Source organism: Citrobacter sp. Cpo089, from assembly GCF_030332695.1.
Taxonomy (GTDB): Bacteria; Pseudomonadota; Gammaproteobacteria; order Enterobacterales; family Enterobacteriaceae; genus Citrobacter; species Citrobacter portucalensis.
In genome coordinates, this window is sequence record NZ_JAOWHJ010000002.1 from 173,459 (window position 1) to 195,484 (window position 22,026).

General features: G+C 50.8%; 20 protein-coding genes. 9 read left to right on the forward strand and 11 right to left on the reverse strand.

Annotated features, from left to right (window positions below; genetic code table 11):
- Window positions 1-77 precede the first annotated feature (77 nt).
- Window positions 78-1,376, reverse strand: coding sequence for an anaerobic C4-dicarboxylate transporter (locus OGX92_RS01170; protein WP_286586143.1), 1,299 nt, complete (start codon window positions 1,374-1,376; stop codon window positions 78-80).
- Between the two features lie 75 nt (window positions 1,377-1,451).
- Complete coding sequence (cuyB, locus tag OGX92_RS01175; protein ID WP_003834537.1) at window positions 1,452-2,171, reverse strand: cysteate racemase; 720 nt, start codon at window positions 2,169-2,171, stop codon at window positions 1,452-1,454.
- 352 nt (window positions 2,172-2,523) lie between these two features.
- Between cuyB and hypT the strand changes: the two genes are divergently transcribed.
- Window positions 2,524-3,435 carry a hypochlorite stress DNA-binding transcriptional regulator HypT gene (gene hypT, locus OGX92_RS01180; RefSeq protein ID WP_020996669.1) on the forward strand — a complete coding sequence of 304 codons (912 nt, stop codon included), beginning with the start codon at window positions 2,524-2,526 and terminating at the stop codon, window positions 3,433-3,435.
- Window positions 3,436-3,467: 32 nt separating this feature from the next.
- On the opposite strand, the gene nfo is transcribed toward hypT, so the two are convergent.
- Window positions 3,468-4,325, reverse strand: a complete 858-nt coding sequence (gene nfo, locus OGX92_RS01185) for a deoxyribonuclease IV (RefSeq protein ID WP_286586144.1) — start codon at window positions 4,323-4,325, stop codon at window positions 3,468-3,470.
- A gap of 71 nt (window positions 4,326-4,396) precedes the next feature.
- The gene (locus OGX92_RS01190; protein WP_043016967.1) at window positions 4,397-5,446 is read right to left on the reverse strand and encodes a YeiH family protein; all 1,050 of its coding nucleotides are present in this window, start codon (window positions 5,444-5,446) and stop codon (window positions 4,397-4,399) included.
- 244 nt (window positions 5,447-5,690) lie between these two features.
- Here OGX92_RS01190 and yieE point away from each other — a divergent pair, with 244 nt between their 5' ends.
- Together yieE and lysP are read left to right on the forward strand one after the other, a co-directional pair.
- Window positions 5,691-6,572, forward strand: a complete 882-nt coding sequence (yieE, locus tag OGX92_RS01195) for a DNA-binding transcriptional regulator YeiE (RefSeq protein WP_003834519.1) — start codon at window positions 5,691-5,693, stop codon at window positions 6,570-6,572.
- A 193-nt stretch (window positions 6,573-6,765) separates the two neighbouring features.
- Entirely contained in the window at window positions 6,766-8,235 is a 1,470-nt protein-coding gene (gene lysP / locus OGX92_RS01200) for a lysine-specific permease (RefSeq protein WP_003834517.1), read from the forward strand.
- Between the two features lie 65 nt (window positions 8,236-8,300).
- Here the strand turns inward: lysP and OGX92_RS01205 are convergent, their stop codons facing one another.
- Window positions 8,301-10,286, reverse strand: a complete 1,986-nt coding sequence (locus OGX92_RS01205; protein ID WP_003834514.1) for a ligand-gated channel protein — start codon at window positions 10,284-10,286, stop codon at window positions 8,301-8,303.
- A 279-nt stretch (window positions 10,287-10,565) separates the two neighbouring features.
- Window positions 10,566-11,402, reverse strand: coding sequence for an S-formylglutathione hydrolase (fghA, locus tag OGX92_RS01210; protein WP_063940520.1), 837 nt, complete (start codon window positions 11,400-11,402; stop codon window positions 10,566-10,568).
- Window positions 11,403-11,724: 322 nt separating this feature from the next.
- On the opposite strand from fghA, the gene folE reads away from it, so the two are divergent.
- From folE to mglC, 6 genes are all read left to right on the forward strand, one after another.
- Window positions 11,725-12,393 carry a GTP cyclohydrolase I FolE gene (folE, locus tag OGX92_RS01215; RefSeq protein WP_003027410.1) on the forward strand — a complete coding sequence of 223 codons (669 nt, stop codon included), beginning with the start codon at window positions 11,725-11,727 and terminating at the stop codon, window positions 12,391-12,393.
- A 14-nt stretch (window positions 12,394-12,407) separates the two neighbouring features.
- Window positions 12,408-13,565, forward strand: a complete 1,158-nt coding sequence (gene yeiB / locus OGX92_RS01220) for a DUF418 domain-containing protein YeiB (protein ID WP_063940519.1) — start codon at window positions 12,408-12,410, stop codon at window positions 13,563-13,565.
- Between the two features lie 144 nt (window positions 13,566-13,709).
- On the forward strand, window positions 13,710-14,735 hold the full coding sequence (galS, locus tag OGX92_RS01225) for an HTH-type transcriptional regulator GalS (protein ID WP_032943995.1): 1,026 nt from the start codon (window positions 13,710-13,712) through the stop codon (window positions 14,733-14,735).
- 293 nt (window positions 14,736-15,028) lie between these two features.
- A complete protein-coding gene (gene mglB / locus OGX92_RS01230) occupies window positions 15,029-16,027 on the forward strand; it encodes a galactose/glucose ABC transporter substrate-binding protein MglB (protein WP_003027399.1) in 999 nt (332 codons plus the stop codon).
- Between the two features lie 71 nt (window positions 16,028-16,098).
- Window positions 16,099-17,619, forward strand: a complete 1,521-nt coding sequence (gene mglA / locus OGX92_RS01235; RefSeq protein WP_003027396.1) for a galactose/methyl galactoside ABC transporter ATP-binding protein MglA — start codon at window positions 16,099-16,101, stop codon at window positions 17,617-17,619.
- A gap of 15 nt (window positions 17,620-17,634) precedes the next feature.
- Window positions 17,635-18,645, forward strand: a complete 1,011-nt coding sequence (gene mglC / locus OGX92_RS01240; protein ID WP_003027393.1) for a galactose/methyl galactoside ABC transporter permease MglC — start codon at window positions 17,635-17,637, stop codon at window positions 18,643-18,645.
- Window positions 18,646-18,696: 51 nt separating this feature from the next.
- Here the strand turns inward: mglC and OGX92_RS01245 are convergent, their stop codons facing one another.
- From OGX92_RS01245 to OGX92_RS01265, 5 genes are all read right to left on the reverse strand, one after another.
- Window positions 18,697-18,936 carry a DUF2542 family protein gene (locus OGX92_RS01245; protein WP_003834502.1) on the reverse strand — a complete coding sequence of 80 codons (240 nt, stop codon included), beginning with the start codon at window positions 18,934-18,936 and terminating at the stop codon, window positions 18,697-18,699.
- Window positions 18,937-18,938: 2 nt separating this feature from the next.
- Window positions 18,939-19,658 carry an outer membrane permeability protein SanA gene (sanA, locus tag OGX92_RS01250; protein WP_003027383.1) on the reverse strand — a complete coding sequence of 240 codons (720 nt, stop codon included), beginning with the start codon at window positions 19,656-19,658 and terminating at the stop codon, window positions 18,939-18,941.
- Window positions 19,659-19,821: 163 nt separating this feature from the next.
- Window positions 19,822-20,706 carry a cytidine deaminase gene (cdd, locus tag OGX92_RS01255; protein ID WP_003834500.1) on the reverse strand — a complete coding sequence of 295 codons (885 nt, stop codon included), beginning with the start codon at window positions 20,704-20,706 and terminating at the stop codon, window positions 19,822-19,824.
- Between the two features lie 148 nt (window positions 20,707-20,854).
- Window positions 20,855-21,550: a CidB/LrgB family autolysis modulator gene (locus OGX92_RS01260; protein WP_003027380.1), complete on the reverse strand. Its 696-nt coding sequence runs from the start codon at window positions 21,548-21,550 to the stop codon at window positions 20,855-20,857.
- Window positions 21,547-21,951 (reverse strand): CidA/LrgA family protein, encoded by a 405-nt coding sequence (locus tag OGX92_RS01265; RefSeq protein WP_003834497.1) that lies wholly within the window; start codon window positions 21,949-21,951, stop codon window positions 21,547-21,549. The genes OGX92_RS01260 and OGX92_RS01265 overlap by 4 nt, the downstream gene beginning before the upstream one ends.
- Between the last annotated feature and the right edge of the window lie 75 nt (window positions 21,952-22,026).

The window sequence follows — 22,026 nt, forward strand, 5'->3', positions numbered from 1 at the left end:
CTCTGCCCCTTTTTTATGCTTTTACCTATACCGTTGCAGCATCGCCACAATAATCCATCCAGCCTTAATAAAACGGGTCAGGTAATCATTGGCGCGATGATAAAACCAAAGGCAACGCCAGCAATGATCCCACCCAGTCCTGGCAGCATAAACGGATGGTTTAAGACATACTTGCCCACGCGCGTTGTCCCTGTGGTGTCGAACTCCATTGCCGCCAGCGAAGTCGGGTATGTTGGTAGAACAAACACCCCGGTTACCGCCACATAGGAGGCCAGAATTGCCCATGTAGGCACGCCGAGCGCAACGGCCAGAGGGATGATCAGCGGCGTGGTGGCGCCTTGCGAGTAGAGAAGTGCACAGGTACCAAACAGCACCAGTGCCAACAGCATGGGATAAGCCCGTAGAATATCGCCTGCGATATCCTTAATCTCCGCTAAGTGGGCATCAATGAAGGTCGTTCCCAGTGTAACAATCCCGAGAATGACCGCCAGTGAACTCATCCCTGATCTAAACGTGGATGTCAGGACAATAGCATCGGTTGATGTTTTGCATAACACCACCATCAGGCAAGCGGCAGCCAACATACAGATAATGATGATATCCCGGGTATTCATTGGGTTGCCTGCATCGAATCCAGGGCGTAGCTGCGGGCAGGCGGCAAGAATAACGATGACGACCGTTGCCAGCATAAACAGGGCGACCGAGAGTTTGGCACCCGGCGTGGTGCTGTTTTGCCCTTCATATTTACGCACTAATCCTTTTTGCAGGCGTTCCAGATAGACTTCATCATCCTGAAGCTCGCATCCCTGACGTGAGGCGATAAAAGCGGCAACCATCGCGGCGACAAACGAAGCTGGTAGACATACCGCCATGACCTGAATAAAGGTGATACCGTTGCCCTCCATAATGGTCAGCATCGCCGCCATTGCGGCACTGATCGGCGAACCGGATATCGCCACCTGGGAGGCGACTACGGATCCGGCGAGCGTACGAGAAGGGCGGATACCGGACTCTTTGGCGACTTCGGCAATCACTGGCAGGGTAGAAAATACAATGAACCCTGTTCCGGCCATTATGGTCATCGACCAGGTGATAATCGGTGCAATAATATTGATATATTTAGGGTTACGCCGCATGACATTACCGGCAACACGAACCAGATAATCCATACCTCCTGCGGCCTGTAGCGCCGATGCTGCCACGACAACTGTCATAATAATAAGGATAACGTCAACGGGTGGCGAGCCAATTTGCAGATCAAATCCCAACGTTAAAATAGCCAGCCCCAGACCACCGCATAAACCGATACCTATTCCGCCGAGGCGGATACCAAAAAATATTGCACCCAACACGACGATAATTTCTAACCAAACCATAATGGCCTCCGCCAGAGAATAATTTGTTATTAAAATAAGTGGTTGTTTAATGCTTTATTTATCTGGTAATGGCTGTTATTGCGCCAGAAGATGATGTTTTCCAACTCGTTTTTCGTACCATTTAATACCGGCGCGAACTAATGATCCGGTTGAGTCAATATATTTATCTGGAGACTTTCTGACTGCGTCGGCAAGAATGACGGGGACTTCAGTACATCCCAGTACAATGATTTGTGCGCCGCGTGAGAAGAGCACTTCAGCCTGTTCATTCATCAGCGTTTGTGCCCGCTTAAGGTCGCCGGCTTTTAAGCAATAAATACTTTCCATGACCTTTTCCTGATCGGATGAATCAGGACTGATGCAGGTTAAACCAAGAGATTCTATGCCTTTTTGGTAGAGTCCCATGTAAAGGGTGGCGTTAGTAGCAAGTAAACCGATACGTGATTTTCCGCAGTTTTTGACCTCATTCATGGTTGTTTCAACGATACTGAGTAACTCTGTATGACAGCACTCTTTTAATTCATTAAACCAAAAATGGGCGGTATTACAGGGGATCACAATACACTCCGCACCAGCATCTTCCAGTTTGTGCATATAATCACGCATTGCCGGAAGTGGGGAATGACCATGATGCATTAACGCATCAGTTCGGTCTGGAATATCAGGGATGGATGAAATAATTAATGGAATATGTTCCTGATCGCGTTGCGCTGCGGTAAAGGTGACGAATTTATTAAAAAGATCGACGGTTGCAGCAGGCCCCATACCACCAAGTACGCCAATTAAACCTTTCACGATATATACCTCTATTTACCGATATTTAATATTCAGAGCTGGTGTCTATCTGGTGCTTATGTTTAACAGCAGAGTGTCGTGAGGAGAAATGCAATAATGTTTGGTTCAATGCAAAAAACGCATGAGTGTGATGTCTTTTACCACCTCAGCTGGCCGGCAATCAGCCAGAGGCCCGACGTTACGCGGTGGGTGAGCGGTCGTGGTCGATGAGTAAAGAAACATGTTAATGTCAAAAACGAAGGCGTTATGCAAAAAACGAATCACCAGATACTGATGTTGAATATCATCTCCGGGAATATTCAGGCATGATGCTTAAGACTAATCGACATATTTAAACATCCGCGTGACAGGTATGAAAAATATCGAGACCAAATGGTTATATGACTTTCTGACGCTGGAAGCGTGCCGTCATTTTTCCCAGGCCGCAGAGGAGCGCAACCTATCCCAACCGGCATTTAGCCGGCGGATCAAGGCGCTCGAATCCGCCGTTGGGGTGCTGCTGTTTGACCGTACGACGAGTCCACTGCAGCTGACAGAGGAGGGTAAGTTGTTCCATTCGCAAACCCGTAGCCTGCTGCAACAACTGGAATGCAATTTAGATGAGCTAAGTGGTCACAACCTGCTTGGCGTTCCCAATATCAAAATAGCGGCAGCGCATTCTCTGTCGCTGACGATGTTGCCCAGATTGGTACATTCAATGTCGGCATGGGGCGAGGAGTTTGTTTACCACGTCGAAGCGATTGACGTAGTCCAGGCGGTGAATACGCTACGCGAGGGGAAAAGTGATTTTATTATCTCCTTTCGCGATGAAGACTTAATGCAGTCACCTTTCTGCGGCTTGAAGGTTTTTGAGTCTGAACTGTATCCCGTCTGTGCTGCGGATGCACAGGGTAAGGCGTTGTTTGATATCTATCAGCCGCAGGTGCCGATTCTGAACTACACCAGCACATCCTACATGGGAAGATTGGTTAACCGTCACCTGGCGGAGGTGGGCAGTATTTCGGCGCGTACGCTGTTTATGTCTTCGATGAGTGAGCTATTGAAGAATATGGCATTAGATGGTCATGGTATCGCCTGGCTGCCAGCGTGGACGATCGTGAACGAATTGCGCGATAAGCGCCTGGTTTGTCTGGACACGCCGGAGTTGATGGTGCCAATTCAGGCCTATATTTACCGAATGGATACCCGTTTGAATAAAACGGCTGAGCATTTCTGGCGGATTTTGTACAACCATATGCCAGAGGATCTGGTTACGCTCACTTGATACGCGCCAGCTTGTCTGGCGCGCGGAGATCGTTACGCCACTGCTTTTTCTGTTTGCTGGGCTTTCAGCCAGGCGATCTCTTCGGCCCAGATATCCGGATTAATGGTTTCCAGCACCATTGGAATACCGTCAAAACGATTATCCTGCATAATCCAACGGAAGGCATCATGGCCAATATTGCCTTCACCCAGGCTGTGATGACGGTCAACGCGACTGCCAAACGCGCTCTTGGCGTCGTTCAGGTGCATACCGCGTAGATACTTGAAACCGACAATACGTTCAAATTCCGCAAACGTTTTTTCGCACTCTTCTGCGGAACGCAAATCGTAACCCGCCGCGAAAGCGTGGCAGGTATCAATGCAGACGCCGACGCGGGACTTATCTTCGACGCCGTCAATTATGGCGGCCAGGTGCTCAAACTTGAATCCCAGATTACTACCTTGCCCGGCGGTATTTTCGATAACTGCCGTAACGCCCTGGGTCTGAGCGAGGACGATGTTGATGGATTCGGCAATGCGCGCCAGACATTCATCTTCCGGGATCTGCATCAAATGGCTGCCAGGGTGAAAGTTCAGCAGGGATAAGCCAAGCAGTTCACAGCGTTGCATTTCATCAAGAAACGCATCACGCGATTTTTCCAGCGCATCGCTGACCGGGTGACCGAGGTTAATCAGGTAACTGTCGTGAGGCAGGATTTGTGCAGAGGTGTAGTGGTACTTCTCACAGGCAGATTTGAAATCATCAATGATTTCGGTGGTCAGCGGCGCGGCACGCCACTGGCGCTGATTCTTGGTGAACAGGGCGAATGCGGCCGCTTCGATTTCTGCGGCTCGAATAGCGGCGTTAGCCAGACCGCCAGCGGCGCTTACGTGCGCTCCGATGTATTTCATAAATTTAACCCGCCATACTCAAATACAAAAAGGGAGAGTATAGCGGGTTAATGGAGGTGAGTCGTGATCGTTTATGCCATCAGGGCGTGGACAGCGACGTTAATCGCAGCACCACCGACAATCAACCAGACAAACAGCAGCAGGGCCATCAGTAACGGTTTGGCACCGGCTTTTTTCAGTGCGCTAACGTGAGTGGTTAACCCCAGTGCAGCCATTGCCATTGCCAGCAAAATGGTGTCCAGCGTTACCAGCATGTTCACAACCGACTGCGGCAGCAGGTGGAACGAGTTAAAAATCGCGACCACAATGAACAGGATGGCAAACCATGGAATAGTGATTTTGCTTTTCTCACCACCCGTAGCCGGAGACAGTTGTTTAACGCGAGCTGCCAGCAGGATGAGGAACGGTGCCAGCATCATGACGCGCAGCATTTTGGCAATAACCGCGGCGTTTTCTGCATCCGGGTTAATGGCGTGCCCGGCAGCCACTACCTGCGCCACTTCATGCATGGTGGAACCAATGTAAATGCCGTAGGTTTCTGGGCTAAACCAGTGTGCCAGCAGCGGATACATTGCCGGGTACAGGAAGATAGCGATGGTACCGAAGATCACCACGGTGGCGACAGCGACGGTTACCTTACTGGCTTCCGCTTTCACTACCGGCTCGGTTGCCAGCACGGCGGCGGCACCGCAAATGCTGCTCCCCGCGCCAATCAGCCAGCTGGTGTGGCGGTCCAGACCAAACACTTTTTGCCCTAGGAAACAGGCAATCATAAAGGTACTGCTCAGCGTTAACACATCAATCACGATACCGCTGACGCCGACGTCAGCAATTTGCGCGAAGGTGAGGCGGAAGCCGTAGAGGATGATCCCCAGACGTAATAGATGTTGTTTAGCAAACAGCACGCCGCCGTCACAGCTTTTCCAGATGTGCGGATAGACGGTGTTGCCGAGGACCATCCCCAACAAGATTGCTAAGGTGAGGGCGCTGAACCCGGCACCTGCGACGGCGGGAATAGATCCACCCCATAAGGCAACCCCAGTGATAACTGCACTCAGGGCAAGCCCCGGAATAAAATGCCACGCTGTACGACGATGAGTCTGCAAGGTGAGTTCTGTCATATCCTTCTCCTTTATCTGGGTAAAAGAGTACGGCGAAGTGGTTTAAAAATAAAATTGATTATATATTTATAATTAATCTATATAAGTGGTATATCCGTCATACTTCAAGTTGCATGTGCGTTGGCTGCGCTCGTTCACCCCAGTCACGTACTTAAGTACGCTCCCGGGGATGCACTCTCTTGCCGCCTTCCTGCAACTCGAATTATTTAGGGTATAAGTAACGGATATCCGGTGGAAAACGACTATGCATATCACCCTGCGACAACTTGAAGTGTTTGCTGAGGTACTAAAAAGCGGTTCAACGACCCAGGCGTCTGTCATGCTGGCATTGTCGCAGTCGGCGGTGAGTGCGGCACTTACCGATCTGGAAGGGCAACTCGGCGTGCAACTGTTTGACCGTGTCGGTAAACGACTGGTGGTCAACGAGCACGGGCGTTTGCTCTACCCACGAGCGTTGGCGTTACTTGAGCAAACAACCGAAATCGAACAGCTTTTTCGCGAAGATAATGGTGCCATTCGGGTCTATGCCAGTAGCACCATTGGTAACTATATCTTGCCTGCTATGATCGCCCGCTATCGGCAGGATTTTCCTGATTTGCCGCTCGAGCTGAGCGTGGGTAACAGTCAGGATGTGATTAATGCGGTGCTGGATTTTAGGGTAGATATCGGACTGATCGAAGGGCCTTGTCACAGTACTGAAATTATTTCTGAACCGTGGCTGGAAGACGAGCTGGTGGTGTTTGCCGCACCGTCGTCACCGCTCACAAAGGGGCCTGTTACGCTGGAACAGCTGGCTGCTTCGCCGTGGATCCTGCGTGAACGAGGATCGGGTACGCGCGAACTGGTGGATTACCTGCTGCTGTCTCATCTGCCGAGATTTCAGATGGCAATGGAGTTGGGTAACTCCGAGGCCATTAAGCATGCGGTGCGTCATGGTCTCGGGATCAGCTGCTTGTCGCGTCGGGTTATTGCGGAGCAGTTGCAGGCGGGAACGCTGAGCGAAGTTCCCGTGCCGCTGCCGCGTTTAGTCCGTACTCTCTGGCGCGTGCATCACAGGCAAAAACACATCTCCAATGCCATTACGCGTTTTTTACATTACAGCGATCAGGTCGAGCTGGGCGAATAGGGCGCTTACTGTCGTAATGTCACCTCTGTAGAACGGCGGTTATAACTTAACCGCCTTACACCGCATATTTTCTGCTTTACTTATAATCCGCGGCCAGTCATGAAGGTCTCTTATAACAGCGTATTTGTGCCGGAAGAATGCCATTTCGTCTGCTACAATCGCGCCTCATTTTTTGGATGGATAGCATTTTCACATGGTTTCCGAAACTAAAACCACAGAAGCGCCCACGCTACGTCGTGAACTGAAGGCGCGTCACCTGACGATGATTGCCATTGGAGGTTCCATCGGTACAGGTCTTTTCGTTGCATCTGGTGCAACTATTTCTGCAGCGGGTCCAGGCGGCGCGTTGTTCTCTTATATTCTGATCGGTCTGATGGTGTACTTCCTGATGACCAGCCTCGGTGAACTGGCTGCCTATATGCCGGTTTCCGGCTCGTTTTCCACCTACGGTCAGAACTACGTAGAAGAAGGCTTTGGCTTCGCGCTGGGCTGGAACTACTGGTACAACTGGGCGGTAACGATTGCTGTTGACCTGGTGGCCGCACAGCTGGTGATGAGCTGGTGGTTCCCGGACACGCCGGGCTGGATCTGGAGTGCGCTGTTCCTCGGCGTTATCTTCCTGCTGAACTACATTTCCGTTCGCGGGTTTGGTGAAGCGGAATATTGGTTCTCACTGATCAAAGTTACCACCGTCATTATCTTCATCGTGGTTGGTGTGATGATGATTTTCGGTATCTTCAAAGGCGCTCAGCCGGTGGGCTGGAGCAACTGGACGACCGGCGATGCACCGTTTGCCGGTGGTTTTGCTGCGATGATTGGCGTGGCGATGATAGTCGGCTTCTCCTTCCAGGGGACAGAGCTTATCGGTATCGCGGCTGGCGAATCTGAAGATCCTGAAAAGAACATTCCACGTGCGGTACGTCAGGTATTCTGGCGAATCCTGCTGTTCTATGTGTTCGCAATTTTGATTATCAGCCTGATCATTCCGTATACCGATCCAAGCCTGCTGCGTAACGATGTAAAAGACATCAGCGTTAGCCCGTTCACGCTGGTATTCCAGCATGCGGGTCTGCTGTCTGCGGCAGCGGTGATGAACGCAGTTATCCTGACGGCGGTGCTGTCCGCAGGTAACTCCGGGATGTACGCCTCCACGCGTATGCTTTACACCCTGGCATGTGACGGTAAAGCGCCGCGTATTTTCGGCAAACTGTCTCGTGGCGGCGTACCGCGTAACGCGCTGTATGCGACCACCGTGGTGGCGGGGCTGTGCTTCCTGACTTCAATGTTTGGCAACCAGACCGTGTACCTGTGGCTGCTGAATACTTCCGGGATGACGGGCTTTATCGCCTGGCTGGGGATTGCTATTAGCCACTATCGCTTCCGTCGCGGTTATGTACTGCAGGGGCACGATGTGAAGGATCTGCCGTACCGTTCTGGCTTCTTCCCGCTGGGTCCGATCTTCGCCTTTGTGCTGTGCCTGATTATCACCCTGGGTCAGAACTACGAAGCGTTCCTGAAAGACAGCATTGACTGGGGCGGCGTGATGGCTACCTATATCGGTATCCCGCTGTTCCTGATTATCTGGTTTGGCTATAAGCTGACCAAAGGAACCCGTTTTGTTCGCTACAGCGAAATGAAATTCCCGGGCCGCGTAAAGAAGTAACAGTATAAAAAAGCATAACAAAAACCCCGGCATGATGAGTGCCGGGGTTTTTTATTGCGCCTAACTTAGAAGCTGTAAGTCATGCCAACCGTGTAACGACGTCCATCAAGGACGGTGTCGTAGGTATCGTAATCGATTTGTTTATCCAGCACGTTATACACGCCAGCGGTCATCAACAGATCCTTGGTAGCATAGTAACGTAAACCAACGTCGACCTGAGTATAGGACGGGGTGCCCTGTGCCATGGAGGTACGGCTCAGGTATTCAGACGTTTTCCCGCGCAGATTCAGACGGCTCCAGAAACCGAGATCCTGCGTAGCCTGCCAGTCCAGTGTCGTGTTAAACATATGCTTCGGCATTTTGTTCAACGGTTGGCCTGAGAACTGACCGCTTTTCTGCTCAGATTCTGTGTAGGTGTAGTTCGCGGTCCAGTTGACGTCAGAGGTTATTTTCCAGCCGAAGGTGGATTCTACGCCGCGCATATTGGCTTTATCGACGTTAACGCGATCGCTGACGAAGTCATAATGGGTGCCGCCGATGGTGCAGGCCGGATCGGAACTGCTGTTACAACGGCGAACTTCGGTGATTTTGTTTTTAAAGTCGGTATTGAACAACGTAACGCCTGCGTTGAGGTCGTTGCCGTTATCCCACAGTAAACCGATCTCTTCGCTGAGGCTTTTCTCCGGTTTCAGGTCTGGGTTGCCGACAATGATTCCGTTCAGACGACCGCCGCCGGTGACCTGTCCCCAACTGGCAGAAGACTGGCGCAGATCCGGTGCGCGATAGCCCGCGGAAACGCCGCCTTTTAAGGTCCACTGATCGCTCAGATGCCATACGCCATAGCCGCGCGGCGTCCAGTTGTCACCGTAGTTTTCATCCTTATCCATACGCAGACCGCCGGTCAGCGTGAAGGTATCGGTAACGGCCCATTCATCTTCAGCAAACAGCGCCCAGCTCCAGCGAGTCAGTTTGTTCAGTCCATCAGCCGCTTGCAGCTGGTTGCCATTATCGCGCAGTTTTTCATAACGGTATTGCCCGCCCAACGTCAGGGTGTGCGCCCCAAGGAATACCTGGTTCTGGTTATTGAAAATCGTGTTGTAGGACTTCATCTGGCGACCGGGGTTGTCGGTCTCTTCCTGCTGGACATAGCTGGTGGAGTTGAAGTCGTCGTAATAACCGCTGTGGGTTATTGAGTACGTGGTGTGCACATACTTGTTTTCGCTTTTACTGTTGGGCTTACAGCTTCCGTTGCGGCAGTTTTCCTCGGCCATGGATTTGCCCGGCGTACTGTCGCGATCCTGCAATTCACGTGCGTAATCGAAATCGATGTCGTTTTTATCATCTGGCGTAAAGTTCAGGGTTAATCCCCCGCTACGCATACGCTGTTCATTGTAGCCATTTACGATTTCATCTTCCGCGCGGTGGGAGAATAATCCGGTCACCTTCGCGCCAAGTAATCCGTCAATCAGTGGTCCAGACGCATAGGCGTTGGTCTGGTAAATATCGCCGGAGTCTCTGTCTTCCTGGAAAGTGGCATCGCCGTGCAAAGAGCCGGTCCAGGCTTTAGTATTCGACACTTTTTTGGTGATGACGTTAATGACGCCGCCCATCGCATCGGAGCCGTAGAGGGATGACATCGGGCCGCGGATTACCTCGATACGCTCGATGGATTCCAGCGGCGGCAGCCAACCTTGCTCAATACCTGAGTTGTCGCTGTTAGGACGTGTACCGCGGGTGCTGATGCGTTTACCGTTGACCAGGAAGAGTGTGTATTGTGAAGCCATACCGCGAATACTGATATCGCTACTGCTCCCCCCGCCAGTGACGACGACGCCAGGGACATCTTTTAGCGCATCGGTGACATCTCGATAGGCTTTGTCCTCAATCTGCTGCTTGGTAATAACAGATATTGAAGCCGGGGCATCCTGAATTTTCTGCTCGAAACCGGTAGCGGTAACGACCACGGTGTCTTGTTCAGCGGCATGGCCGAGTGATGGGAGGCAGGCGACGCATACTGCGGCAGCTACAGCCTTAACGTGAGGTATAGTCATTTGTATCATTCCATTTAAATGAATCAAACTGCGCGTCATGTGAAAGGCCATGACAATTGTATGTATTTGTCTTTTAAGGACTCTTTTCAGTAAAGAAGCGGGGGGATTGTACAAAAGTATGAATATTTGTAAACACAAATGATAATAGAAATCATTTGTGTTTGATATGGTTTGGGGTGAAATACTTTTTTAATCAATAAGATAGTGGGGGAAGAAAAAAGGAGAAAAAGTGAAGGAATGATGGAGAAATGAAGAGGGCTTCCGCCCTCAACTAAGAAATTACTTCAGCAAATACTGGGCGTGGAAGCGCAGGTGATCCTCAATAAACGACGCAATAAAGTAATAGCTATGGTCGTAACCAGGCTGGATGCGTAGCGTCATTGGCCAAGCGGTCTGACGGGCAGTTTCGGCTAGTACCGCGGGCTGCAACTGATCGGCAAGAAACTGATCGCTGTCTCCCTGATCGATTAGCGTCGGGATCGCGTCTGCGGGTTTGCTGGCCAGCATCAACGCGCAGCTATCCCACTCTGCCCACTGTGTTTTATCTTCGCCCAGATAAGCGCTAAAAGCCTTCTCACCCCACGGAACACGACAAGGGTTTACGATCGGCGCAAAGGCGGAAACGCTGGTGTATCTCCCGGGATTTTTCAGCGCCATAATCAATGCGCCGTGGCCGCCCATGGAGTGTCCGCTGATGGCGCAGCGATCGCTGACGTTAAACTGCGACTGAATCAGTGCCGGAAGCTCATCACGCAGATAGTCATACATACGAAAATGCGTTGCCCACGGCTGCTGGGTGGCATTGAGGTAAAATCCTGCCCCTTGACCTAAATCGTAGCCATCATCGTTGGCAACCTGCTCGCCGCGCGGGCTGGTGTCCGGCATCACGAGAACAATACCCAGCTCAGCCGCGATGCGCTGCGCGCCTGCTTTGGTGGTGAAGTTTTCATCATTACAGGTCAGGCCCGACAGCCAGTACAGCACCGGAGGCGCGGCGTTATCACGGGGTGGTGGAAGAAAAATACTGAAGGTCGTGGCGCAATTTAACGTGGTGGAGTCGTGACGCCAGCGTTGCTGCCAGCCTTCAAAACAGCGGTGCTCTTCAAGCATTTCCATGCGTGGCTCCTTGTTGTGTTGAACCTGAATGTGTTTGCGAACTCATCATAATACAGATTATTCATAGCACTGTGAGTAACTTTCACTTCCGCATTGAGCAAACATACTTCATCATCTATATAACTTTACATTAACACTCGACGTCACCGGGCTGAAAGACAAGTGAAATCAGCGACGCTGAAAGGCTGTGCCAATTTCAATAATTATCACGGTGAATACTGGATTATGTGCGCCGCCTCACGCACAATGTTCTGGCTGTGACACAGCCTAAAAACTTTGCCCCATGCAGGGCAGAGGCGCCCCACCTGCAGGAGAAGAAGAAATGTCATCACTCAGTAAAGAAGCGGCACTGGTTCATGAAGCGCTGGTTGCGCGTGGTCTCGAAACCCCGCTGCGCCCGCCTGTGCAAGAGATGGATAACGAAACACGCAAACGTCTTATCTCTGGCCATATGACCGAGATTATGCAATTGCTCAATCTCGATTTGAGCGATGACAGTCTGATGGAAACTCCGCATCGCATTGCGAAAATGTATGTCGATGAGATTTTCTCTGGTCTCGATTACGCCAACTTCCCGAAAATCACCGTCATTGAAAACAAAATGAAGGTGGACGAGATGGTCACGGTCCGCGATATCACGCTGACCAGCACCTGCGAACACCACTTTGTCACTATCGATGGCAAAGCGACGGTGGCGTATATTCCGAAAGATTCGGTCATTGGTCTGTCGAAGATTAACCGCATTGTGCAGTTCTTTGCACAGCGTCCGCAGGTACAGGAACGTCTGACCCAGCAAATTCTCACCGCGCTGCAAACGCTGCTCGGGACGAATAATGTGGCGGTATCGATTGATGCGGTGCATTACTGTGTGAAAGCGCGCGGCATTCGCGATGCGACCAGTGCGACCACCACCACGTCTCTTGGCGGATTGTTTAAGTCCAGCCAGAACACGCGTCAGGAATTCCTGCGCGCAGTACGTCATCACAACTGATTAGGGCAGGAACCATGGAGCGTAATGTCACGCTGGATTTTATTCGTGGCGTTGCCATTCTTGGTATCCTGCTTCTCAATATTAGCGCCTTTGGCCTGCCGAAGGCGGCATACCTCAATCCCGCCTGGTATGGCGACATTACCTTATCTGACGCCTGGACCTGGGCGCTGCTCGATCTCTTTGCGCAGGTAAAATTCCTTACCCTGTTTGCTCTGCTGTTTGGTGCTGGTCTGCAAATGCTGCTCCCGCGTGGTAAACGCTGGATCCAGTCGCGGCTTACGTTGCTGGTGCTATTGGGATTCATTCACGGTTTACTCTTCTGGGATGGCGATATCCTGCTGGCATATGGCTTGATCGGCCTGATTTGCTGGCGGCTGATCCGGGATGCGCCGTCGGTGAAAAGCTTGTTTAACACCGGCGTGGTGCTTTATTTGGCGGGCGTTGGTGTATTGCTGCTGTTGGGTGTGATCTCCGGGAGCGAAACCAGCCGGGCCTGGACGCCGGATGCTTCAGCGTTGCTGTATGAAAAATACTGGAAAGTGAACGGCGGAATGGAAGCAATCAGTAATCGCGTGGATATGATGTCCAATAGCTTGCTGGCGTTAGGTGCGCAATATGGCTGGCAACTGGCGGGGATGATGCTGCTCGGCGCGGCATTAATGCGTAGCGGCTGGCTAAAAGGGCAGTACAGTTTGCAGCATTATCGACGCACTGGCGTTCTGCTGGTTATTATCGGCATGGCGATTAACCTGCCTGCTATCATCGCCCAGTGGCAACTGGACTGGGCCTACCGCTGGTGTGCCTTCCTGTTGCAAGCTCCGCGAGAACTGGGGGCGCCGTTGCAGACCATTGGTTATGCCGCGCTGATGTTTGGTTTCTGGCCACAGCTTAGTCGCTTAAAATGGGTCATTGCCGTCGCCTGTGTGGGTCGCATGGCATTAACCAACTATCTGTTACAGACCTTAATCTGCACCACGTTGTTTTATCAGGCCGGTTTATTTATGAAATTTGACCGGCTGGAGCTGCTGCTTTTCGTCATCCCGGTCTGGGCGATTAACTTACTTTTCTCTGTCATATGGCTGCGTTTCTACCGGCAGGGCCCGGTGGAATGGCTGTGGCGTCAATTAACCCTGCGTGCTTCGGGGACATCATTACCACGAACATCCAGATAACGATCTGGATCACATTCATTAACAAAATGGATGTAAGCGCTTTCATTCCTGTGACATCACTCACGCAGTCCGTTTCATTGTGCTGACAAAATACCCAGCCTGGGGTGTCTGCGGGCAGCCGCAATCTAAAACAGGGCAGTGAATATGGTAACCATTCGTGATGTGGCACGGCAGTCTGGCGTTTCTGTAGCGACCGTTTCCCGCGTACTGAACAACAGTGCGCTGGTGAGTCCCGATACGCGTGAAGCGGTAATGAAGGCAGTCACTCAGCTTGGCTATCGACCTAATGCCAACGCACAAGCGCTGGCGACGCAGGTAAGCGACACGATTGGTGTTGTCGTCATGGATGTATCAGATGCGTTTTTTGGCGCGCTGGTAAAAGCCGTGGATATGGTTGCTCAGCAGCATCAGAAGTATGTCCTGATTGGCAACAGCTACCATGAGGCGGAAAAAGAACGTCATGCCATTGAGGTGTTGATTCGCCAACGCTGTAACGCGCTGATTGTACACTCTAAAGCGCTGAGCGATCGGGAACTGGCCGAGTTTATGGATCAAATCCCCGGCATGGTACTGATCAACCGCCTTGTTCCTGGCTACGCCCACCGTTGCGTCTGCCTGGATAACATCAGCGGTGCCAAAATGGCTACCCGAATGCTGCTAAATAATGGTCATCAACGCATCGGTTATCTGGCATCAAGCCACCGCATTGAAGATGACGCCATGCGCAAAGAAGGGTGGTTAACTGCTCTGAAAGAGCAGGGGATTGTTGCGGCAGAAAGCTGGGTCGGCACCGGTTCGCCCGATATGCAGGGCGGAGAGTCCGCGATGGTGGAACTGCTGGGGCGTAACTTACAACTGACGGCGGTCTTCGCTTATAACGACAATATGGCAGCCGGCGCGCTGACCGCGCTAAAAGATAACGGCATCGCTATTCCATTACACCTTTCTATCATTGGCTTCGATGATATTCCCATCGCACGTTACACCGATCCGCAGCTAACCACTGTGCGCTATCCCATTGCTTCAATGGCAAAAATGGCGACGGAGCTTGCGCTACAGGGGGCGGCTGGCACGTTGGATCCGCAGGCGTCGCATTGTTTTATGCCAACGCTGGTGCGTCGCCATTCAGTAGCGCTGCGGCAGAATGCGGCACCGATCACTAACTCATAACGTTGCGCGATGTAACCGCTTTCAATATGTGAGTAAATTCACAGTATATTAACAATGCGATAGCTATGATGACACTGTTTGTTGCGCTGTAACTACTATGTAACGGTGAATAATCACTTTCATCGAGGTATAGGTGCCTTAAACAAAAATTAAAGCCTGTTTTTGGAGCGTTGCCAGACACGGAAGAAATATTTTTTAAAAGTGAGCTTCGGCGTTCAGTAACACTTCAGTAACGTTCTGCCTGCCGAGCATTTATCTCAAGTACTACCCTGCATAATAAAACCGGAGATACCATGAATAAGAAGGTGTTGACCCTGTCTGCTGTAATGGCAAGCATGTTATTCGGCGCGGCTGCGCACGCTGCTGATACCCGCATTGGTGTGACTATCTATAAGTATGACGATAACTTTATGTCTGTAGTACGTAAGGCTATTGAAAAAGATGCCAAAGCGGCACCAGATGTACAGCTGCTGATGAACGACTCGCAGAACGACCAGTCCAAACAAAACGATCAGATCGACGTGCTACTGGCAAAAGGCGTTAAAGCACTGGCGATTAACCTGGTTGACCCGGCAGCTGCTGGCACGGTCATTGAAAAAGCACGCGGACAGAACGTACCGATCGTGTTCTTCAACAAAGAACCTTCTCGTAAAGCGCTGGACAGCTATGACAAAGCGTATTACGTCGGTACCGACTCTAAAGAGTCCGGCATTATTCAGGGTGATTTGATTGCCAAACACTGGGCAGCTAACCCGAACTGGGACCTGAACAAAGACGGCAAAATTCAGTTTGTTCTGCTGAAAGGCGAACCGGGACACCCGGATGCTGAAGCACGTACCACTTACGTGATTAAAGAGCTGAACGACAAGGGCATTAAAACTGAGCAGCTGCAGTTAGATACTGCAATGTGGGATACCGCTCAGGCGAAAGATAAGATGGATGCGTGGATGTCTGGTCCAAATGCGAACAAAATTGAAGTGGTTATCGCTAACAACGATGCGATGGCAATGGGTGCAGTTGAAGCGCTGAAAGCGCACAACAAAACCAGCGTACCGGTATTTGGTGTGGATGCGCTGCCTGAAGCGCTGGCTCTGGTGAAATCTGGCGCCATGGCCGGTACCGTCCTGAACGATGCCAACAACCAGGCGAAAGCCACCTTCGATCTGGCGAAAAACCTGGCTGACGGCAAAGGTGCGGCAGATGGCACTAACTGGAAAATTGAGAACAAGATTGTTCGCGTTCCGTACGTAGGTGTCGATAAAGATAATCTGGCAGAGTTCACCAACAAATAAATACTCCGTATGTGGGCGCAATTTCATTGCGCCCTTAATAATGCACTCTGCAAGGCCAACAAGGTATAATTATGGTCAGCACACATACTCAGTCGTCAGGCGAATACTTGTTGGAAATGACCGGCATCAACAAGTCCTTCCCCGGCGTTAAGGCGCTTGATAATGTCAATTTAAAAGTTCGCCCGCATTCTATTCACGCCCTAATGGGAGAGAATGGAGCGGGGAAATCAACATTATTGAAATGTCTTTTCGGCATCTATCAAAAAGATTCCGGCAGTATTTTATTTCAGGGTAAAGAAATCGATTTTCATTCTGCTAAAGAAGCGCTTGAAAATGGTATTTCGATGGTACACCAGGAATTAAACCTGGTATTACAACGTTCTGTGATGGACAACATGTGGCTGGGACGCTATCCCACCAAAGGCATGTTTGTCGATCAGGAAAAAATGTACCGCGATACCAAAGCGATATTTGATGAACTGGATATTGATATCGATCCGCGTGCGCGCGTCGGTACATTATCCGTTTCACAAATGCAGATGATTGAAATTGCGAAAGCATTCTCCTATGACGCCAAAATCGTCATCATGGATGAACCAACTTCATCGTTAACTGAAAAAGAAGTTAACCATCTGTTCACCATCATCCGTAAGCTAAAAGAGCGTGGATGCGGTATTGTTTATATCTCTCACAAAATGGAAGAAATCTTCCAGCTGTGCGATGAAATTACCGTACTACGCGACGGTCAGTGGATTGCGACCCAGCCGCTGGAAGGGTTGGATATGGATAAGATCATCGCCATGATGGTCGGACGTTCACTGAACCAACGTTTTCCGGATAAAGAAAACAAACCTGGTGAAGTCATTCTGCAAGTGCGTAACCTGACCTCGCTGCGCCAGCCGTCGATTCGTGATATCTCGTTTGATTTGCACAAAGGGGAGATTCTTGGGATTGCAGGTCTGGTAGGCGCAAAACGCACGGATATCGTTGAAACGCTTTTTGGTATTCGTGAGAAATCATCAGGTACGATTACGCTACACGGCAAAAAAATTAATAACCACAGTGCAAATGAAGCCATCAACCATGGTTTTGCACTGGTCACGGAAGAGCGCCGCTCAACCGGTATTTATGCATATCTGGACATTGGTTTTAACTCGTTAATCTCCAATATCCAAAACTATAAAAACAAAGTTGGTCTGTTGGATAATTCCCGCATGAAGAGTGATACCCAGTGGGTAATTGACTCCATGAGGGTAAAAACACCGGGTCATCGTACGCAAATCGGTTCACTTTCTGGCGGTAATCAGCAAAAGGTGGTTATTGGTCGTTGGTTATTAACCCAGCCAGAAATTCTGATGCTGGATGAACCGACGCGTGGAATCGATGTTGGCGCGAAATTTGAAATTTATCAGTTGATTGCCGAACTCGCGAAAAAGGATAAGGGGATTATTATTATTTCCTCTGAAATGCCGGAGCTGCTGGGTATTACCGATCGTATTCTGGTGATGAGCAATGGTCTCGTTGCTGGAATTGTTGACACTAAAACAACAACGCAAAACGAAATCCTCCGTCTTGCGTCTTTGCACCTTTAAGATTAGGGGCTCCTCATGAGTGCGTTAAATAAGAAAAGTTTTCTTACTTACCTGAAAGAAGGCGGAATTTACGTTGTTCTTTTGGTTTTGCTGGCGATTATTATTTTCCAGGATCCCACTTTCTTAAGCTTACTGAACCTGAGTAATATTCTCACGCAATCCTCGGTGCGTATTATTATCGCATTGGGTGTGGCTGGACTGATTGTTACCCAAGGGACCGACCTGTCGGCGGGGCGTCAGGTTGGCCTGGCGGCAGTGGTGGCGGCAACTCTGTTGCAGTCGATGGAGAATGCCAACAAGGTATTCCCGGAAATGGCGACGATGCCAATCATTGTAGTGGTGCTGATTGTTTGCGTGATTGGCGCCATTATCGGTCTGGTGAACGGTATTATCATTGCTTATCTGAACGTAACACCGTTTATTACCACACTGGGTACGATGATTATCGTTTACGGGATCAACTCCCTGTACTACGACTTCGTCGGCGCATCGCCAATTTCTGGCTTTGACAGCGGATTCTCAACCTTTGCGCAGGGCTTTATTGCACTGGGCAGTTTCCGACTCTCCTACATCACTTTCTATGCGCTGATTGCGGTGGCTTTTGTGTGGGTGCTGTGGAACAAGACCCGCTTCGGTAAAAACATTTTCGCCATCGGCGGAAACCCGGAAGCTGCGAAAGTGTCCGGGGTAAACGTTGCGCTGAACCTGCTGATTATCTATGCGTTGTCTGGCGTGTTCTATGCCTTCGGCGGTTTGCTCGAAGCCGGGCGTATCGGCTCGGCGACCAACAACCTCGGCTTTATGTATGAGCTGGATGCGATTGCGGCGTGCGTGGTTGGCGGCGTGTCGTTCAGCGGCGGGGTAGGTACCGTGTTTGGCGTAGTAACCGGTGTGATCATCTTCACCGTCATCAACTACGGTTTGACCTACATCGGCGTGAACCCTTACTGGCAGTATATTATCAAGGGCGGCATTATTATCTTCGCGGTCGCGCTGGACTCACTGAAGTACGCGCGTAAGAAGTAATCTGGGAAGAGAAAAATAAAACCGGTGCAGAGGCGTTCTGCATCGGTTTTTTTATTTGATAAAGAGTAACCAGATACCAGTGAACAGTGCACCAATGGCCATACCGAAATAAACGATGATATAGCTCCAGTAAGTGCTGGGTTCTTTAGCGCGAGAAATGATCATTGGCGTCTGCGAACCTTTCACTGTTTTCTCGACGATACCGGAACGCAGTCCCTTCAGGCCTTCTCTGCACGTCCAGAGAACAATCATCAGTACGCCAATAACGATAAAGATCGTTTTTCCTTCCATGCTTATTTTCCTTGTTTCTTTTGTAATTCGAGTAATTGTTCAGGCGTGACCGCCGGATACCCCTGCGCATCGTCCGGTACCTGATGCATGGTAGGGATGGGCACCAGTGGGCCTAAAAAACGGGGCTCACGTTTGAAAATGTAGAGATCGGCGAGTGCGCCAAAACGGGCGCCAAATTCACGTACCCGCACGGTGAGCATATCTTTTGGCGAAGGTACGGCGTAGCACTGGGCCTGAATACCCATATGCAGCGCAATAAACAAGGCGCGCTCACAGTGGAATCGTTGAGTAATAATGATGAAATCGTTGGTATCAAAGACCTTGCGGGTACGCACGATGGAGTCGAGTGTCCGGAACCCTGCGTAATCAAGCACGATGTCAGCGGGATCGACGCCTGCGGCAATCAGATCCTTACGCATCGTCATGGGTTCGTTGTAGCTTTGCTGGGCATTATCGCCGCTTAACAGCAGATAGTTTACCTTCCCGCTGTTATAGGCGTTCAATGCGCCCTGAATGCGGTAACGGTAATATTGGTTGATGACGCCGGTGCGGTAATACTTCGCCGTGCCCAGAACCACACCTACCTGGCGGTAGGGTAAATCCTGCAGTTCGTCGTAAATGTAGGGAGCCGTCTTCCAGCTCATCCAGCGATCGAGTCCAAGCACAGTCAAAAGCAGCAAGCCTAGCAGGACTAACAGGCTGTAAAACACGCGCTTTAACATGCAGAAAACTCGTTATTTGGATGGAATTTCAATCAGGCTACTGTACCGGAAGACGTAGCGCAAGAAACAGCAGTCTGATTGAGGGGATTTTAGGCATTGCGCATAGTGCCGGATAGCGGTGTAAACACCTTATCCGGCCTACGAACTGGCGTTATTGAGTCGATTAACCCAGAAGTACGCGCTCTATATTGTCGCAGCCCAGTGCTTTCAGCGTGGCGGAGGTTGCATCCCACTGAATCAATGGCGCGTCGGCTTTTTCAGCCAGTACAGCACGTTGGATATCTGGATAATCATAACCGTTGAGATTCAACAGGTTTAACGCGCCCTGCAGCGGTGGCAGGGTCGGGTTAAAGGCGGCATTTTCAGCATAGCTGCCGCTAAAAATACGACCATCTTTACACTCCAGCGCCACGCCGCTTGGGGATTTGCTGTACGGCATATGGCATCTGTTGGCAGCGGTGATTGCCGCCTGAGTCAACGTATCGCCCTGCAGCGCGAAGCCGTGATCCTGATCGTCCATCAGCAGCGTTTTAATCTCCAGATCTTTCGGGCCGAAGGCATCTGGCAGGTAGTCGCGCAGCACGTGTGGTGCACGTCCCGGCAGATGAATACGTAAATCCAGTCCGCTGTTCAGTTCGTTCATAAACTGGCGACAATGGCCGCACGGCGTGTAGTTGACGGTGATGGCAGCGAGCCCTTTTTCACCGCGCAGCCAGGCGTGGCTGATGGCGCTTTGCTCGGCATGAACGGTTTGCTGCATGGTCGCGCCCAGGAACTCCATGTTCCCACCGAAGTACCAGTTGCCGCTGATGCCGCGAGAAATTGCCCCAACGTTGAAGTTGGATAGCGGAGTACGTGCGCAGGCCGCAGCCAGCGGCAGCAGAGCGAATGCCAGCGCGTCTTCGTCCAGTCCCGATTCGCGTTTCAGCAAAGAGACCTGCTCAGCAGTCAGCATGGCGGGGAAATGTGCATCCGCCAGAACAGGGGCCAGGGCTGATTGCAAGTTATCCGCGAGTTGGGCAAAAGCAGTTTGAAAACGTGGATGCATGGCGATGCCTCATAACAATGTAATGGAATCGTAGTTTACGGGCCTGTTATGGCTTTATATGTGATCCAAATCTCATTGTGTATGCAACTTATGAAACTTAAATGAAAAATGTGCAACGCATCGCAAATAAATAGCTAAAAAATGAAGGTTAACCCACCACTGCCAGAATAATCGGGAACAGGAACGGGGCTACCAGCGAGGTAATAATGCCGCAAATGACCAGCGCCAGTGAGCTAAACGCACCTTCCTGATAGTCCAGTTCCGCACAGCGTGCGGTGCCCAGGGCGTGCGACGCGGTGCCCATTGCCAGCCCACGAGCGGCCTTGGTGCGAATACGCATGGCATTGAGTAACGTATGACCAAATACCGCCCCGAGAATACCGACAAAAATGACGCATACGGCGCTGATCGCCGGAATGCCGCCAATACTGCCTCCCACGGCCATAGCGATAGGCGTGGTGACCGATTTTGGCATGATTGACGCGGCAATTTGCGGCGATGCGCCCATCAACAAGGCGATTGTTGTACCTGTAACCATCGCCACAACGCTGCCGGCAAAACAGATAGCAATGATTGATTTCCAGCGGGCGCGAATCTGGTGCAACTGTTCGTATAACGGATAGGCCAGCGCGACCACGGCAGGTTGCAGCAAATCGTTCAGCACTTCGCTGCCTTTGAAATAGTGATCATAGGGAATACCGGTCAGCAGCAGAATGGGAATAATTACCACCATGGCCACCAGCAGAGGGTTCAGCAAAGGCATTTTAAAGCGAGCTGCCAGCTTACGTGCGCCAAAAAATACCGCCAGCGTAAGAGGTAACGACCACCAGATATACGACATCATTTTTTTGCTTTAGCCTCTTTTTGCCCAACGATTTTGCGCTCACCGTGCACAATGTGCGAGCTCCAGCTCACCACCAGGAAAACGACCAGCGTACTGATGGTACAAGACACCACTACCGGACCAAATTGTGCGCGGAGCAGGTCAAAGTACTGCATGATCCCCACGCCAATCGGGACAAACAACAGGGCCATATAACGAATCAGCACGTAGCAGCCAGGGTTAACCCATTTTGCCGGTAACACCTGCAAAGCCAGTAAGACAAATAGGATCAGCATGCCGATAATGCTGCCCGGAATGGTGATAGGGAGTAGCGATGCAAGAAAAATACCTGCATAGAGGCAGGCATAAATCAGGACGAATGCGCGCAAATATTGCCAGATAACGTTCAGTGCTTTGCTCATAGTTGAAACCCTTGACGAGACTCATTCATCATACAATTAAACTTAAAAACGTGCTACCGATCACATCATGAATTC

Coding starts and splice junctions, on each gene's coding strand:
- OGX92_RS01170 (WP_286586143.1), bottom strand. CDS start 1,376: ATGGTTTGGTTAGAAATTATCGTCGTGTTGGGTGCAATATTTTTTGGT.
- hypT (WP_020996669.1), top strand. CDS start 2,524: ATGAAAAATATCGAGACCAAATGGTTATATGACTTTCTGACGCTGGAA.
- nfo (WP_286586144.1), bottom strand. CDS start 4,325: ATGAAATACATCGGAGCGCACGTAAGCGCCGCTGGCGGTCTGGCTAAC.
- OGX92_RS01190 (WP_043016967.1), bottom strand. CDS start 5,446: ATGACAGAACTCACCTTGCAGACTCATCGTCGTACAGCGTGGCATTTT.
- yieE (WP_003834519.1), top strand. CDS start 5,691: ATGCATATCACCCTGCGACAACTTGAAGTGTTTGCTGAGGTACTAAAA.
- lysP (WP_003834517.1), top strand. CDS start 6,766: ATGGTTTCCGAAACTAAAACCACAGAAGCGCCCACGCTACGTCGTGAA.
- OGX92_RS01205 (WP_003834514.1), bottom strand. CDS start 10,286: ATGACTATACCTCACGTTAAGGCTGTAGCTGCCGCAGTATGCGTCGCC.
- fghA (WP_063940520.1), bottom strand. CDS start 11,402: ATGGAAATGCTTGAAGAGCACCGCTGTTTTGAAGGCTGGCAGCAACGC.
- folE (WP_003027410.1), top strand. CDS start 11,725: ATGTCATCACTCAGTAAAGAAGCGGCACTGGTTCATGAAGCGCTGGTT.
- yeiB (WP_063940519.1), top strand. CDS start 12,408: ATGGAGCGTAATGTCACGCTGGATTTTATTCGTGGCGTTGCCATTCTT.
- galS (WP_032943995.1), top strand. CDS start 13,710: ATGGTAACCATTCGTGATGTGGCACGGCAGTCTGGCGTTTCTGTAGCG.
- mglB (WP_003027399.1), top strand. CDS start 15,029: ATGAATAAGAAGGTGTTGACCCTGTCTGCTGTAATGGCAAGCATGTTA.
- mglA (WP_003027396.1), top strand. CDS start 16,099: ATGGTCAGCACACATACTCAGTCGTCAGGCGAATACTTGTTGGAAATG.
- mglC (WP_003027393.1), top strand. CDS start 17,635: ATGAGTGCGTTAAATAAGAAAAGTTTTCTTACTTACCTGAAAGAAGGC.
- OGX92_RS01245 (WP_003834502.1), bottom strand. CDS start 18,936: ATGGAAGGAAAAACGATCTTTATCGTTATTGGCGTACTGATGATTGTT.
- sanA (WP_003027383.1), bottom strand. CDS start 19,658: ATGTTAAAGCGCGTGTTTTACAGCCTGTTAGTCCTGCTAGGCTTGCTG.
- cdd (WP_003834500.1), bottom strand. CDS start 20,706: ATGCATCCACGTTTTCAAACTGCTTTTGCCCAACTCGCGGATAACTTG.
- OGX92_RS01260 (WP_003027380.1), bottom strand. CDS start 21,550: ATGATGTCGTATATCTGGTGGTCGTTACCTCTTACGCTGGCGGTATTT.
- OGX92_RS01265 (WP_003834497.1), bottom strand. CDS start 21,951: ATGAGCAAAGCACTGAACGTTATCTGGCAATATTTGCGCGCATTCGTC.